The sequence below is a fragment of the Vibrio sp. 10N.261.51.A4 genome, assembly GCF_041471945.1.
GTDB lineage: Bacteria > Pseudomonadota > Gammaproteobacteria > Enterobacterales > Vibrionaceae > Vibrio > Vibrio crassostreae_C.
In genome coordinates this window covers 22,140-37,952 of record NZ_JBFRPJ010000030.1, presented here as the reverse complement: position 1 = coordinate 37,952, position 15,813 = coordinate 22,140, and the positions used below count along the sequence as shown (strand labels likewise).

At 45.4% G+C, this 15,813-nt stretch carries 13 protein-coding genes and 1 pseudogene; 7 read left to right on the top strand and 7 right to left on the bottom strand.

Features of this window, described 5'->3' with window-relative positions; translation table 11 throughout:
* Positions 1-1,736, top strand: a 1,736-nt coding sequence (locus AB4384_RS07765; protein ID WP_372129269.1) for a sodium:solute symporter family transporter, incomplete at its 5' end; no start/stop codon positions are given.
* 155 nt (positions 1,737-1,891) lie between these two features.
* Here the strand turns inward: AB4384_RS07765 and AB4384_RS07760 are convergent.
* Positions 1,892-2,665: a PTS sugar transporter subunit IIA gene (locus AB4384_RS07760; RefSeq protein WP_017092229.1), complete on the bottom strand. Its 774-nt coding sequence runs from the start codon at positions 2,663-2,665 to the stop codon at positions 1,892-1,894.
* A gap of 7 nt (positions 2,666-2,672) precedes the next feature.
* Positions 2,673-2,975, bottom strand: a complete 303-nt coding sequence (locus AB4384_RS07755; protein WP_372129267.1) for a PTS fructose transporter subunit IIB — start codon at positions 2,973-2,975, stop codon at positions 2,673-2,675.
* Between the two features lie 328 nt (positions 2,976-3,303).
* On the opposite strand from AB4384_RS07755, the gene AB4384_RS07750 reads away from it, so the two are divergent.
* Complete coding sequence (locus AB4384_RS07750; RefSeq protein WP_108122802.1) at positions 3,304-5,169, top strand: fructose-specific PTS transporter subunit EIIC; 1,866 nt, start codon at positions 3,304-3,306, stop codon at positions 5,167-5,169.
* A gap of 126 nt (positions 5,170-5,295) precedes the next feature.
* Here AB4384_RS07750 and AB4384_RS07745 read toward each other — a convergent pair whose 3' ends face one another.
* Both AB4384_RS07745 and AB4384_RS07740 read right to left on the bottom strand, forming a co-directional pair.
* Entirely contained in the window at positions 5,296-5,880 is a 585-nt protein-coding gene (locus AB4384_RS07745; protein ID WP_017076914.1) for a TetR/AcrR family transcriptional regulator, read from the bottom strand.
* A 139-nt stretch (positions 5,881-6,019) separates the two neighbouring features.
* A complete protein-coding gene (locus tag AB4384_RS07740; protein WP_017061661.1) occupies positions 6,020-6,193 on the bottom strand; it encodes a hypothetical protein in 174 nt (57 codons plus the stop codon).
* A 495-nt stretch (positions 6,194-6,688) separates the two neighbouring features.
* On the opposite strand from AB4384_RS07740, the gene AB4384_RS07735 reads away from it, so the two are divergent.
* On the top strand, positions 6,689-8,668 hold the full coding sequence (locus AB4384_RS07735) for a methyl-accepting chemotaxis protein (RefSeq protein ID WP_372129265.1): 1,980 nt from the start codon (positions 6,689-6,691) through the stop codon (positions 8,666-8,668).
* A gap of 67 nt (positions 8,669-8,735) precedes the next feature.
* Here the strand turns inward: AB4384_RS07735 and AB4384_RS07730 are convergent.
* Positions 8,736-9,665, bottom strand: a pseudogene (locus AB4384_RS07730) (aromatic amino acid transport family protein); the annotation flags it as partial.
* A 390-nt stretch (positions 9,666-10,055) separates the two neighbouring features.
* On the opposite strand from AB4384_RS07730, the gene AB4384_RS07725 reads away from it, so the two are divergent.
* The 3 genes from AB4384_RS07725 to AB4384_RS07715 all read left to right on the top strand — a co-directional run bounded on the left by AB4384_RS07725 (position 10,056) and on the right by AB4384_RS07715 (position 12,647).
* Positions 10,056-11,291: a MerR family transcriptional regulator gene (locus AB4384_RS07725; protein WP_372129263.1), complete on the top strand. Its 1,236-nt coding sequence runs from the start codon at positions 10,056-10,058 to the stop codon at positions 11,289-11,291.
* The gene (locus tag AB4384_RS07720; RefSeq protein WP_372129261.1) at positions 11,292-11,861 is read left to right on the top strand and encodes a GNAT family N-acetyltransferase; all 570 of its coding nucleotides are present in this window, start codon (positions 11,292-11,294) and stop codon (positions 11,859-11,861) included.
* A gap of 237 nt (positions 11,862-12,098) precedes the next feature.
* A complete protein-coding gene (locus AB4384_RS07715; protein WP_017069794.1) occupies positions 12,099-12,647 on the top strand; it encodes a carboxymuconolactone decarboxylase family protein in 549 nt (182 codons plus the stop codon).
* Between the two features lie 114 nt (positions 12,648-12,761).
* On the opposite strand, the gene AB4384_RS07710 is transcribed toward AB4384_RS07715, so the two are convergent.
* Complete coding sequence (locus AB4384_RS07710; RefSeq protein WP_372129259.1) at positions 12,762-14,189, bottom strand: PLP-dependent aminotransferase family protein; 1,428 nt, start codon at positions 14,187-14,189, stop codon at positions 12,762-12,764.
* A 124-nt stretch (positions 14,190-14,313) separates the two neighbouring features.
* Here AB4384_RS07710 and AB4384_RS07705 point away from each other — a divergent pair, with 124 nt between their 5' ends.
* Positions 14,314-15,213: a DMT family transporter gene (locus tag AB4384_RS07705; protein ID WP_372129257.1), complete on the top strand. Its 900-nt coding sequence runs from the start codon at positions 14,314-14,316 to the stop codon at positions 15,211-15,213.
* Between the two features lie 103 nt (positions 15,214-15,316).
* Here the strand turns inward: AB4384_RS07705 and AB4384_RS07700 are convergent, their stop codons facing one another.
* Entirely contained in the window at positions 15,317-15,742 is a 426-nt protein-coding gene (locus tag AB4384_RS07700; RefSeq protein WP_017069797.1) for a DUF3010 family protein, read from the bottom strand.
* Positions 15,743-15,813: the final 71 nt, after the last annotated feature.

The following is a 15,813-nucleotide window of genomic DNA, read 5'->3' as shown; positions in this document are numbered from 1 at the left end:
TTAATTACGCAACAAAGCCGTTTAGAACGTTCACCAGTACAACCAGTGATTATTTCCGCGGGGGCGGTAACATGCTTTGGTGGATGGTTGGCGCGACTGCGTTTATGACACAGTTCAGTGCTTGGACCTTCACTGGCGCAGCGGGTAAAGCGTATGCCGATGGTATGGCTGTCGCGGTTATCTTCTTAGCGAACGCATTTGGTTACCTGATGAACTACCTGTACTTCGCTCCGAAATTCCGTCAACTGCGTGTGGTAACGCCAATTGACGCGATTCGTATGCGTTTTGGTAGCTTCAACGAACAAGTATTTACTTGGTCTGGCATGCCGAACAGTATTGTTTCTGCAGGTATCTGGCTGAACGGTTTGGCGATCATCGCATCGGGCATCTTTGGCTTCGACATGACGACAACCATCGTTCTGACTGGTCTTGTTGTACTTGTTATGTCGGTGACAGGCGGCTCTTGGGCGGTTATCGCGTCTGACTTCATGCAGATGGTTATTATCATGGCGGTAACCGTAACGTGTGCTGCAGTGGCTATCGTACAAGGTGGTGGCGTTACTGAAATCATCAACGATTTCCCTGTAGCAGAAGGCGCATCATTCGTTTCTGGTAACAATCTGAACTACGTAAGCATCTTCGGAATTTGGGCATTCTTCATCTTCTTCAAACAGTTCAGTATCACCAACAACATGTTGAACTCTTACCGTTACCTAGCGGCAAAAGACTCAAAGAACGCGAAGAAAGCGGCACTGTTGGCATGTATTCTGATGACGATCGGTCCAATCATTTGGTTCATGCCACCTTGGTTCGTTGCAGGACAAGGCGTTGACCTTGCAGCACATTACCCAGACGCAGGCTCTAAAGCAGGCGACTTCGCTTACCTTTACTTCGTAGAGCAATACATGCCAGCGGGTATGGTGGGGCTTCTAATCGCAGCGATGTTTGCGGCAACTATGTCTTCTATGGACTCAGGCTTAAACCGTAACTCTGGTATCTTTGTAATCAACTTCTATCAACCGATTCTTCGTCCAAACGCGACAGAGAAAGAGCTGATGATTGTGTCTAAGTTGATGTCTACCTTCTTCGGTCTAGCTATCATCCTTATCGCGCTGTTTATCAATTCGCTAAAAGGCTTGAGCTTGTTCGACACCATGATGTACGTGGGTGCACTTATTGGCTTCCCAATGACCATTCCAGCATTCTGTGGCTTCTTCCTTAAGAAGACTCCGGACTGGGCAGGTTGGGGTACGCTAGTGGTCGGTGCGATTGTGTCTTACATCGTTGGTTTCGTGATTACCGCTGAAATGCTACAAAACTTGTTCAACCTAGAGCCTCTAACAGGCCGCGAATGGTCTGACTTGAAAGTTGCAGTAGGTCTGATTGCGCACCTAGTGTTTACTGGCGGCTTCTTTGTTCTTTCGACATTGTTCTACAAACCACTAGAAGCGTCTCGTCAGAAAGATGTTGATACCTTCTTCAACAACCTTGCGACACCATTGGTTTCTGAATCAACAGCACAGAAGAAACTGGACAACAAACAACGTCACATGCTGGGCTCACTGATCGCAGTGTCTGGTGTGGCAGTGATGGCGATGTTTGCTCTACCGAACCCATTCTGGGGAAGAATGATGTTCGTACTGTGTGGCGGTATCGTATTCGTAGTTGGTTTGCTGTTGGTGAAAGCTGTAGACGACTCGGTTGAGGATGCGAAACAAGCGAAAAAAACAGCTTAAGTTAGCTAACCAGTTAAACAAGTAATTAAACATAAAACGGCTGAGCTCTAATGCTCAGCCGTTTTTTATTGTATGAGAAAATGAGCTTATAACGATTGGATAGGTGTCACAACAGGGGATTAATGGATGCTTTGAGTTTGACCAGAAGAGATGAATTAGATAAGGCGTGACGAGATGTACATCAGCAGAGCTTGCAGGTCGACACTGCTTCGAGTCTTTTGCAGACGTTCATTGACCTGATCGTGAAGCAGGTTTCGAGTTAGGTTGGTCGCCGCGACAATGTGCTCACGCTGTGGCTTGGTTGGCAGAACAAGAGCAATGGCCACATGCACTTCGCCGATACGTGATGCCCAGTCAATTGGGTCGTCACTGACGATAACCGCAATCGAGAGATCTTGAGTCGATTCAAACATCACATGCGGCAGTGCAATACCCGGTGACACGCAGGTTGAAGAGCGTTCTTCTCGCTTAATAAATGCCAGAATCAATTCATCTGGGTCTTCTGGGTAAACAAGGTGAGCGAGCCCTTTTAAGCACTCAAATTTGGTCAGTTGGGTTTGCGCCTTAGCGTGGTGCCATTTGATGTCACAAGGCGGGCATATTTGTGGCATTCGCTGGATTAAATCTTTAGAGAATTCATGGTTCACTTGTGAGCCAACCATGTCGTAATGCTCAGCAATTACATCTTTGAGAACGAAACAGGCCAGCTCCGCATCAATCCCAACCGCGGTTATCTGACACAAATCACCACGAAGTAAACCTACTTGCAGCATCGCAACGGATTTGGAGAGATCAGCGGTTCGATTTTGAGTGATGTTGATAATGCGGATGTTGCTTTTGAACTTCTTCGCTAAGCGAGTCAGCGGCTGCGCGACATGTGAGTTTGCGGCAGGATCGTCAACGAAGAAGGTGATCTGATATTCGTTCATGAAAGGTTTAGGTTCGACAATGCTTAATAAAGACTTTATCGACATTCAACAACACCTCTTCCATGGGAATGAATAAGGTTTTAGCTGGGTCGAAGCGGCTTGGCTGTTCAATGTCGATATCAGAGACGATCAACACCTTGTCTGCGAGAGTAATATCTTGGGCGGTCAGTAAGTTTTCAATACCCATAGCGCCTTGCGTCTCAACCTTGATTGAAACGTTGAACTTAGGGGCTGTTTTATTTAAAGCATCAGCTGCCATATAAGTATGCGCAATGCCTGTAGGGCACGCAGTTACCGCTACAATTCTCATTATTATTCTCGGCTTAATCTCGTCCCTGTTACGTTACATAAGCTACCTTTCAGAAGCTACCTTGGAAAAGCTATCTTGCATGGGAACTTCAGTATGGAAAGCTCGCATGACAGAGGGACGATATTGTTATGGGTTCTGTGGATTTTATGGATTGGCGTTTTTTATTCCAAGGTGAAAGTCACACTCTGAGTTCTTGGTTACAATAATCCAGTTAATGCACCTTTCGTCCTATATATTGAGTGCCTTCACACCGTTAATCTTTTCATCTTATTAACCTTATCACTTACGTAATTACTTCAGTCTGAAATCAGGCGAGGCAGAGCAGCATATGGATATCACCAACATTATCGAGCCCGAAATCATCTGCTTAGATTTACAAGCAGACTCAAAACAGGCGGTATTTGAAGAGCTTGTTGAACTGCTAGACCGTGCCGGTAAGCTCTCCAATAAACGTGAATTCCTTGATGATATCTGGAAGCGTGAAGCCATCGGTAATACAGGTTTTGACGATGGTATTGCGATTCCACACGCGAAAAGTACTGCCGTAGCTAAACCTGCTGTGGCGGTAGGTATCAGCCGTTCTGGCATCGATTATGGCGCAGACGGCGGCGAGCTGTCGGATGTGTTCTTTATGCTCGCTTCTCCCGATAACCACGACGACCACCATATCGAGGTACTAGCTCAGATTTCGACCAGACTCATCGAAGATGGCTTTGTTACAAAATTAAAGGCGGTGGAGTCGGTCGAGGAAGCTCAAGAGCTGTTTCTCGAAGCCAATTTTGAACCTTTCGATAGTTACGCCTCTAGCCATCATGAAGTGTATGTCGAGCCACTCAGCCCTTGGGCACAATCTCTTAATCGCCTTAAAGAACACTTGTTATACGGCACCTCACACATGATTCCATTCGTGGTCGCGGGTGGTGTGCTTTTGTCTTTGTCGGTAATGATGTCGGGTCATGGCGCAGTGCCTGAGAGTGGCGTTCTGGCTGACATCGCACAAATGGGCATCGCAGGGTTAACCCTGTTTACCGCCGTGCTGGGTGGTTACATTGCGTATTCAATGGCCGACAAACCGGGTTTAGCACCGGGCATGATTGGTTCTTGGGTCGCGGTCAATCAATACAACACCGGATTTCTCGGTGCGATTGTGGTCGGCTTCTTCGCGGGCTTTGTGGTTAATCTACTCAAGAAGATCAAACTGCCAGACAGCATGATCTCGCTGAGCTCTATCTTCATCTATCCACTAGTCGGTACCTTTGTCACCTGTGGGGCTGTGATGTGGGTGATTGGTTCTCCTATTGCCCAAGTGATGCTAGAGATGAACCAAATGCTCACTGGCATGGCCGGATCAGGAAAAGTGGTGTTGGGTAGCATTTTGGGTGCGATGACTGCCTTTGATATGGGCGGCCCGATCAATAAGGTCGCAACGCTGTTTGCCCAAACTCAGGTTAATACTCAGCCATGGTTGATGGGGGGCGTCGGTATTGCGATCTGTACGCCACCATTAGGCATGGCTCTGGCGACTTTTATATCGCCGAAGAAGTTTAAACGAGACGAACGCGAAGCCGGAAAAGCCGCAGGCATCATGGGAATGATTGGCATCAGTGAAGGTGCGATTCCTTTTGCAGCCGCCGATCCTGCGCGCGTTCTGCCTGCTGTTGTTGCTGGTGGCGTAGTTGGTAACGTGGTCGGCTTTATGTTCCATGTAGTGAACCATGCACCATGGGGCGGCTGGATTGTGCTGCCGGTGGTGGATGGCAAGATTGGCTATATCGTCGGCACGCTCGCAGGGGCTCTAACGACGGCTCTGATTGTGATACTGCTGAAAAAGAACGTGGTCGAAGGCGAAGCGAATTCTAATCAGTTCACGGGTGGCTCGGTAACGGAAGAGGGGCAAGCGGATGTATTGGCGATCACTTCTTGTCCGTCTGGTGTTGCCCATACATTCTTAGCGGCGAAATCGTTAGAAAAGGCGGCGCATCATCTTGGAGTTCGGATTAAAGTCGAAACACAAGGTGCCAACGGGATAGGTAATCGCATCACGCAGAAAGATATTGAAAGAGCGAGGCTGGTGATCTTTGCTCACGATGTGGCGATTAAAGAAGTAGAACGCTTTGCGAACGTGAAAACGTTAGATGTCAGTACTAAGGAAGCGATGCTTAATGCTCAGGCGTTGATCATGAGAAAGGTGTAACTCTTTAAACCGCAAAGTTTATCATCTATAAAGTTAACTAGATCAAAACTAAAAAGACTCCGCTCAGGCCGGTTAAGGTGAAAGTGGAGTCTTTTTGTATCGCTTTCTAATGTATAAGTTCAGCCCTTAAAAAGGGTGGTACTTAAATACGTCTTCAACCATAGAATTAAGTAAATCGATATCGTCACAGGTTTTGGCGTAAGTACGCAGGCCTGCGATCTGAACCTGAACATGTCGAGCAAGTTGCGTCGGCTCGCGCTCTTTGCTGATCTCACCCAGTTCTTGTGATTCTGCAATCAGCTTGGCGAACTCACCTTCCATTATCTTAAGTGACTTCTTCGCTTCTGCTAACAATTCTGCGTGTTCATCAGTCAGTTCTGCGACCGTTTTAGCCAGCATACACATGCCATTTGGCGAACTTTGTTTCGATTCGACAACGGCGCGTTTTACGAAATTTTCGAGCGCTTTGATCGGCGATTCGGTTTCACTGCGAAAGCGGTTTAGATTGAGGATGCCAAGTTCGGTATAGCGAGCCAATGTCTCTTTAAACAAGCCTTCTTTGCTGCCGAACGTCGCGTAGATGCTGCCTGGACGCATATCAATCACGTCTTGCAGGTTACGCATAGAAGTCGCATGAAAGCCCTTTTCCCAATACAGGTTCGTTGCTTTATCTACTACATCTTGTCTATCGAACTTCGCTGTCTTGGCCATAACATCTACTTCATTAATCTGAACATATGTTCAATATCTTATGCTGAACGCCCGTTCTAGTAAAGGTGTGTTTAGCTGCTTTGCGCAGGCTTAGAACATCAAAGAGTTAATAAAACATCCAGATCATCAGGAAATAATCTTAATCATCAATAACTTCTACGGTCTTGTGCTGAGCGCCGTAGTAGGTGCCTTCATCGATGGTGTACATCAATGTTGCTTCGCACTCTGGACAATCGAATTCCTCATTGGGTTCAATAGCCGCTTCTTCTACCCATTCCCAACCGATATGTTCTTCGCAAGCGGGACAATCCATACAATATCTCTCAGTTGTTGTCGCATATTTATTGCGAATCTCTACTTTGATAATTCGGCATTATACATATTTAGTTAACGAGGAATAGACAGTTAATCAGCGCAGAATAGGGAGTTGATTAGTTGTGAATCAATCGCTGGTGAGCGTTGAATCTATAGTTAGTTCTGAATATATCGTTTTCTCTGAGCACATAATTGGTGCAGGCCTACCCCTTTTGGGTAGTTAAAGTGTGTCAGATTTCAGTCGCTTACGTCAATAAAATGTTGTCGCATGTGTTTTGGGTATCGTTAGGTCGCTTAGCTAACAGTTTTATCGGTAAATCAATGAATTTTGTAAGGTTAAATGTTAACTTCATCGCATCGCGATCTGTGTGGCACGGTAATTGATGCACATTGATCAAGTTGAATAATTATACAGTCACAATTGAGGCGCATCTTATTAAGGGTGTGCGAGTTAGATGACTGAAAAGATTTGTTAGCTGCTAGGGAAATGATAATGAAATTAACCGATATGTCTTTTAAGCAAAAAATCATCGCTTTGCTTATTTTACCGATCTTGGGATTTCTATGGCTTAGCGTTTCTGCGATTTCAAAAGGCGTAGAAACCACCAGTGAATTGTCTTCATTAAACCAACTTACCCGTTTGTCGGTTGTGTACAGTGAACTTGTGCATGAGTTACAAAAAGAGCGTGGAATGACGGCTGGGTTTATCGGCTCACAGGGCACTAAGTTTGTCAGTGAACTACGTGCACAAAGAGCCAGTGCAGATAATAGACGTAATCTGAAAACCGAATACTGGCAATCTGCTGAAATCGATTTACCGCAGATCACTCGGCTGAACACTGAAATAAGCCAAAGCCTAAATCAAATTACTTCTATTCGTAATCGGGTCGATTCTCAATCGATTCCGCTGTCTGAGGCTTTGGGTTATTACACCCAACTTAATGCAAAGCTGCTGAGCGTATCGGCGTTAATTGCTGAGCTTAGCTCTGATGCTGCCATCACCACTGAAACCATCGCTTACTACAACTTTTTACAAGGTAAAGAGCGAGCGGGTATCGAGCGTGCTGTCCTAAATAATACCTTCTCTAAAAATGAATTTGGCCCAGGCATGTTGGTTAAATTCATCTCTTTGGTGACTGAGCAAAATACCTATTTCTCAAACTTTGAGGTATTGAGTAACCCAGCTAACGCTCGTTTCTTTGAACAGCAATTGAATGATCGTTCGGTGGCAGAAGTAGAAAAGCTTCGTGGTTTGGCTGAATCTAAGATGAGCGGTTTTGATGTTGATCCTGTGTACTGGTTCTCGCAATCTACCGCTCGTATTGTTCAGCTAAAGAAAACAGAAAACCGCCTAGCAGAGTCGCTTATCGCACTGACAGAGAAAAAAATGTCAGAGGCGCAGTCTGCGATGATGATGAGTATTGGTCTGTTTGCTTTGATAACCTTGTTCGCGACCTTCGTGAGCTATAAGGCGATCAGCGACCTGACGATGAGAGTAAAAGATCTTACAGTGATGTTGTCTAAGGTTCGTAATGACAACGACTTAACAGTTCGCGCTAAGTTCGTTGGCAACAGCGAGCTTGGACAGATCTCTTCGGCACTCAACGAAACGCTAGAGAAGTTTTCAAACGTTATCGACAACCTGTCTCAGTCGAGTCTGACCTTAGCTTCAGCCGCTGAAGAAACCTCACAAACCTGTCACTACAATTCGAACACGCTAGTGCAACAACAAGACCAAATTGGCTTGGTTGCGACGGCGACAGAAGAGTTATCAGCAACGGTAAATGAGGTGGCGACTAAAACTCAGCAGACAGCAAGTTCCGCTAAACTGGTCGATGAGCAGTCTCAAGAAGGTTTGAGTACGGTTCAAAACTCTTACCACTCTATCGAAAAACTGGCATCTGAAATTAATGATCTAGCGGAAAAGATCACGCACTTACACGAGAGCAGTAATAACATCAACAGTGTGATTGATGTGATTAAGTCCGTCGCTGAACAGACTAACTTGTTAGCATTGAACGCGGCAATTGAAGCGGCAAGAGCGGGTGAGCAAGGTCGTGGATTTGCGGTAGTGGCTGATGAAGTTCGCACGTTAGCACAGCGTACTCAGCAGTCGACAGCTGAAATTGAAGGTTTCATCAGCTCGTTACAGTCTGATGTGCAAACCGCGTTTAATGTGATTGATAACAGTCAGAAGATGTCGTCTAAAGCGGTTGAGGATTCAAAAGAGGTGGAACACACCTTACAAGGTATCTCAGCATCGGTGAGCGAGATCTTTAGCATGACTGAGCAGATCGCAACCGCTACCGAAGAGCAAGCGGTAGTGACTCAAGATATTGCTCAAAACGTCATGGCAGTAGAGCAGAAGTCGACAGAATCTACGACAGGTGCAACGCAAATAGCTGCAACAGCCAAAGAACAAGCTCAGTTAGCAGCTTCATTGAAAGATATTGCGAGTACGTTTAAGAGCTAACTAGCAAGCACTCCAATAAGAAGTAAAATGCCCGTTAGTCTCTACTTTTAATAGCAGGACTAACGGGCTATTTGTATCTGCTGTCTTCTAAATGGCAACAGATAGTCCATTCAATGGAATCTACCCCATAAACCAAGACACCAAAACCAAATGTCGCCATTAATGCCGTGTCGCCACCGGCTGCTGTGTAGCTGCCTTCGGTTTGTAGGTGAGGGAAGTCAGGTCTGCGAACCTTAACTACCATTGCGAGTGGGCCCCAGATAGCTAGGAACACCAGGACCATGCCTGCATAGTCCAGCATGCTTACAAACTGGCTAGCGAACAGCTCAGCTAATACCAAAGGTAAGATGAAGGTTAGCGCATAAGCCAACGCTTTGTTGTTGGTCACCGCATCTTTGTTTTGGTCGTAAAGCGCCATCGACACGCCGAGGAAAGAAGTCACCAAGGCCAGAGCAGAGAGCAGAGCGATCACCACTTTCAACCAAGCAGATTGGCCGCTGAACGCAGAGATCAACTCAGAGATATTGTGGAACTGGCTGATCGCGTCTGTGCCGAGGTTGCCGATAATCGCGAATAACCAAGTCAGGTAGCAAATTAATGGAATCACTGAGCCAAGCAGAATCATATTGCGGATCTGCTTTTGAGTCGCTTCACGGTTGTAGATCACCAGTGATGGGATCACCACCATAGAGGCAAAGCTGGTAAAGATAACCGCGCTGTATTGCACCACATCATTGGCTGTGTATTGGCTGGTTTGAGTTAGGTAATCAAGGCGAATGTTGCTAAATAATGACGCGATAACGATAAACAGCATCACGACCATCAAGATGAATAGCCCGCGATTCAGTTTGTCGATATAAGACTTGCCCGAGACGACGATAGCACCCATCAATAGGCTGAAAATGGTATACGCAACGGATGCTGATACATCGACACCAACGTCGAGCAGTAGCTTATGAATGATGTCACCGACACCCAAGATATAAGCGATCAACACGCCCTAATAAATTTTGAATTTTTCTAAAAAATTTAAGCAGGAATTTCTGGTGTATATGTGTGGTTGATTTAAGTATTCACTCGGTGAGTTTATTTATCGTTTAGTTAACGTTCGTCCATTATTGAATGATTTAGAAATTGGCAAAATTCAGTTAAAAAGAAGTATGTTTATGAGCTAATTGTTTTCAATTCATCAAGTTTAATACTTCTCCTTTCCTGAATCCCGTTCAGGCAATGTCGATGACTAACCGTTCTATGGGTAAAAGACACGCTCAGATCGCTTTATCAATTTGAAGGTAAATAGGTAAAGAACGAGAAAAGTGTCGAAAATTCTGTTGACCTGACTACAACTTCATAGTTTATCTTTACTACTGAAATGAGGGAGAAGTGGATGTATCGCATATCTGAATTAGCGGAGCTCGTTGGCCTGAGCCGTTCAACGCTTTTGTACTATGGAAAGTTGGGTTTGATAGAAGCTCAACGCACCAATAATGGTTATCGAAGTTATTCCGAACGCGACTTGCAGCGTGTGAAATTGTTGCAGCAGTTACAAGCGGGTGGACTGACGTTGAAAGAGTGTCAGGCGTGTTTGGATGCCAAGGTTGACCGCTCCTTGTTACAAAACCGACTCGAACAATTGGACGAAGAGATCGCTCAGAAACAGCGTTCGAGAGATCTTTTATCGGCCTTGTTAGGCGAGAGTGGTTTGCAAGATTGGCATGAATCGATGGACAAGGTGGCGCCTGATGCGCATCTCGATTGGCTCATTAAGCAAGGCTTTGATGAGAAGCAAGCACTGCGACTGAAATGGCTTTCAAAAGACATGAACGATCATGACCAGTACATGGCGGATTTTGAGGTGATCTTTGAGGGTTTACAGCGTTTAGGGCCAGGAACAGCGGAAGATACTTTAGCGGCGTTGGTACACGTTTCGGTTTCTCCTAAACGTGTGCTTGAGATCGGTTGTGGTAAAGGTATTGCCACCTCTGTGTTAGCGAAAGCCTTAGTAGAACATCAAGTGGATGTGCAAATAACGGCGGTAGATAATGATCAACCGAGTTTAGATGTTCTGACTCAGCAAGCACAGGTTCTTGGCTTAGAAAGCAACGTCAAAACCGTATGCGCGAGCATGATGGATCTGCCGTTTGAAGCTAAGTCGTTTGACCTAATTTGGTCGGAAGGCAGCGCTTACATCATGGGTGTTGAAAAGGCGCTAAAGCAGTGGCGAAATTTACTCAGTGATGACGGCATATTGGTCGTTAATGATTTGGTGTGGAATACCGAACAACCTAACGAATCGAGCAAAGCGTTCTGGCAAAAAGAGTATCCAGACATGACGACGGTATCCGAGCGAATTAAACAGGCACAAGCTGCGGGTTATGAAGTCTTGGAGCACTTTGCACTGAGCGATGCTGGTTGGCTTGCGTATTACCAGCCCTTTCAAAAGCGAGTAGAAGCGCTTAAAGCAACGATGCCGAACTCAAAAGCGCTCGTAGATTGCGACAATGAAGTTAAACAATTTTTCGATAGCAACACATCAAAGAACGGCTTGGATCAACAGCCTTTGAAAGGTTCTGAACAACGTGATTTTGATTATCAGTTCTTTGTGCTCAAGAAATTAAAGTAAGTGAGTAACACCATGAAATTTAGACAATATAATTCAAGCGAAATCGAAACGATCACTCAAGTTTTCACTCAAACCTTTACGGATTCAGAAGGTGAGAACGAAGGTAAAACTTTGGGTGAGCTTGCCAACGATCTTTTAACGACCACAGCTCCGACAGAGCTATTTTGCTTTGTTGTTGAAGATGATTCTAGTGAGTCGGATGCGGATAGTACGATTGTAGGCTCGATTATCTTTACGTCGCTTTCATTTGACGATGAAACCAAGGCATATTTGCTTTCGCCAGTCGCGGTGAGCACTCAGGTGCAAAAGCGTGGTATTGGTCAGCGCCTGATTAACTCCGGTTTGCAGCTCCTAAAAGAGCAGGGTATTGAGCTTGCAGTGACGTACGGTGATCCTAACTACTATTCAAAAGTGGGCTTTGAGCAAATTACCGTTGAGCAAGTCCCTGCGCCCTTTGAATTGAGTTTCTCTCACGGTTGGTTGGCTCAATCGTTGACTGGTGGTGAAATTAAAGTAACAAGTGGCAAGTCGAGCTGTGTTAAAGGCTTGGCCCACGCAGAATATTGGTAGCCGCTTGCAAAAAAATTGAGAAAAAGAGAAAGCCCATCAGGTGTTTGCCTGTTGGGCTTTCTTGTTATGAACGAAGACATTCTTCTGGCTTCAATGTATAAATTGAACAACTGTTCAAAATAACACTTGAACGATCGTTCTTGTTTGATCTATATTGTTTTTACACCAACGGAGAACATTCATTAATTGCTCCGTGATTGAATAACTTTAGAACCGAAAATTGATAGGGATAGAGCAATGAGCAACTTCAAAATTCACTCAGTAGAATCCGCGCCAGAGCAAAGCCAACCTATTCTTGAGGGCGCTAAAAAGCAGATGGGCAGAGTGCCGGGCTTGTTTGGTGTGTTGGCTGAATCTCCAAACACACTTAAGGCTTACACTCAGCTTCATCAGGCGTTTAGTGACTCATCTTTCGATGCTGAAGAGCTAACGGTTGTTTGGCAAACCATCAACGTTGAACACGAATGCCACTACTGCGTTCCTGCACACACTGGCATTGCACATTCAATGAAGGTTGATCCTGCAATCACCGAAGCACTGCGTAATCGCACAGATTTACCCACTGAAAAGCTGCAAGCCCTGCATGATTTTACGCTGAGCATGGTACGTAACCGCGGCAATGTGCCTGAAAGTGAAATGGCAGCATTTTTCGAAGCGGGCTACGGTCAGCAACAAGTGCTAGAAGTAATTCTTGGCCTGTCTCAGAAAGTGATCAGTAATTACGTAAACCACGTTGCTAAAACGCCAGTCGACAAAGTTTTTGAACAGTTCGCTTGGCAAGGGTAATCGTATTTAACTAACCATCGTATTTAAGCAACTCAAGATATGATAATGATGAAAGCCCCACTCAGTTGAATGGGGCTTTGTTGTTTTGGTCTAAATGGTAATTAGAAAGGTAACCTAACGCACGTGCTTAGCGATTATCTTCGCTAGTGTCACTACCCCTTCTTTCCACTCTTTGCTCTCTTCAATATTGGCGACAGTGAAGCGAAGGCAATGTTTATATTGGTCATTCGTCCCAAACACTGTGCCGGGTAAAATCCCCAACTTATGCTTTAAACAGTCTTGATAGACCGCGTAGCTATCGACTGACTCAGGCAGTGTTATCCAGTTTAAAAAAGAGCCTTCAGGTCTTGATAAGTGGTAGCGCTCGACAAGGTGAGGGTGACTATCCAATGCTTGAATTAAAAGGCTTTGGAATTGCTTTTGATTGGTTTGGTAAAGCCGTTTCATTTTCGAAAGGTGACTGCGGTATTTGCCTGTGGTGAGGAACTGCCCCACTGCCGATTGCATTAGGTTGGAACTCCCCATGTTGTCGCACAAGAGGTACTTTTCGATCAAAGGCTGGTAACGACCGGATAGTAGCCAGCCGACTCGCAAGCGTGAGTCTAAGGTTTTAGACAATGAGTTGACGTAGATAACTCTATCTTGATCATCAAGCTCTTTGAGGCTGGCAATTGGTGCGTCAAACGCTAAGCTGCCGAAAACATCATCTTCGATAATAGGCAAAGATCCGGTTATCTCCAACAAGGCTTTTCGATTAGCAAGAGGCATTCTAGAGCCTGTCGGATTGGTAAAGTTTGGCGTTAGCAGTAAGGTTTTCACTTCCCATTTGTCTAACGCGCTCTGTAGTGATGGAATATCAATACCGTGGCTAACACTGCTTGGAATCTCAAGGGCTTGCAAGCTAAGCGACTCAAGTAAAAGTAGATTACCGAAGTAACATGGTGACTCGACGGCCACTATGTCGCCGGGCTTGGTGAGCGCACGCAGAGCCAGGCTGATCGCCTGTTGAGCACCATGAGTAATCGCAATCTCTTTCGATCCCGCAGGCACACCAAGATCATGGGTGATCTTTAACAATTGCTTTACTAACTGCTCATCTCCAGGAGGCAGTTGGTAATAACCGGGAAGCTGAGTTTGCAAACGGCTATGCCGACCGATTTCGGCGTACAAGCTACGAATCGCAGGGTTATTGATGTTCGGGTGTGCTGAGCCTGCCAGCAACTTCAGACGACCTTTTGGACGAGAGAGTACAGACTTGGTGACCGACAACAGGTCAACTTTTTGAGGTTGGTTTGGCGAATCCCAGCTTGTGGTGTTGGGTGCTTTCACGCGATAGCCAGATTTAGGTACTGAGTAAACCCAGCCTGTCGCTTCCAGTTCTTGGTAGGCACGAATCACGGTATTTTTACTCACGCCAAGCTGTTCGCTTAACTGACGAATTGAGGGAAGGCGATCGTCTGGATGAAAGAGTCCTTTATCGATCTGAGCCTTAATATGTTGTTCGGTAGCAAGGTATTTATTGCCGCTGACTTCTGCTTCCACGTTATTCTCCCTCGTTGCTCACTTTTAATCTGTAACCATTTAAAGTGTTATATCTGTGTCTTTATTAGTTATCTGTACCCAACTAAGGTAGCAGCATTGATGAAGAGTTGACTAGAGGTTTGTAATGCTGATTAAAATGATTCCGTTTGTGTTTGTAATATTGTGGTCGTCAGGCTTTGTCGGCGCACGTCTTGGTGTGGAATACGCCGAACCCGCAACATTACTTTCACTGAGGATGGCAGCCAACGTGGCGCTGTTCTTGGTTTTGATTGCAATCCTTAAGCGTCGTATCCCTCGTGGTCGAGCATTCTTCCACGCTTGTGTGGTCGGCATCTTGATTCATGGTTTCTACCTTGGTGGCACCTATCTGGCGATTGATATGGGTATGCCCGCCGGGCTGAGTTCTCTACTTGTTGGCTTGCAACCGATTCTTACCGCATTGATTATGATCAGCTGTACTTCTCAGCGTTTTAATTTTGCACAGTGGTTGGGATTAGCGCTTGGTTTTGCGGGTATCAGTTTGGTGTTGATGGGCAATATTGAATGGCAGTCAGAAGACCAAAAAGGCTTGGCAACGTTATTGTGTTTGGTTTCTTTAGTGGGTATTACCTGCGGCACTCTGTATCAGAAGCGTTTTTGTCAGGGGACAGATATGGTCGGCGGTGCGATGGTCCAATACTTGGCTTCTGCTGCGCTGTTTCTACCGTTCGCAATGCGTTACGAAACGATGCAAGTGAACTGGACTGTAGAATTCACGTTGACTCTAACCTGGCTGGTGGTTGTTCTGTCTTGTGTTGCAATCCTTTTGCTGCTTTACATGGTAGAGCACGGTGCATCTTCAAGTGTGGCATCAGTGTTTTACTTGGTGCCACCGACGACAGCAATTCAAGCCTGGCTCATCTTTGGGGAATCGTTCGACTTCTACGGGGCAATGGGCTTCGCGTTGTCAGCAACAGCTGTGTATTTGGTGGTGAGGAAGCCGGAGTTAATTAAGGTCCGCAGACGAACAGCGTTAGAGAGGTAGTCTGTATAGCAAACTAATTCTACTTAAAGCTGATTACTAGAAACAAAAAAGAGCCTGAATATTCAGGCTCTTTCTGTATCAAATATTGGCTAGCGACTTTTTATTAGCGCTTCATCAAGCAAGCGTATGCCGTAGTAAACGGCGCTTCTTGGTATTGTTTAAGGCCAGTTTCTTTGAACTTCATCATTAGAGGGTTACGTTTAAGGCTCTCTTTGATGTCAGCCGGTGATACAACGGTTACGTCTAGGCCGTCGATCAGTTGAATTGCTGCTTCTAGTTTGAAACCAAAGCCACCACCAGCAAATTTGCCTTTAGTTTGGCGCTGACGAATTACAACTTTATCTACTTGGTAATCTTCCATTAACTTTGCAAAAGAGAATTGAAAGTCTTTCATATTCTGTGTGTCGTTTGCGTCGCTAATTGAAACTTTAGAAACTCGGCAATCAGGAATGTTAAATACACCATCTGATAGAGAAAGAAGACAGATGACTGCATCGTTACCTTTGATTTCAACACCACAAATTTTCATGTTCTTACCTACTTATTTTAGAGCCCTACATTATGGTGTTATTTCTAACACTTCTCCAGTATTTGCGCGTA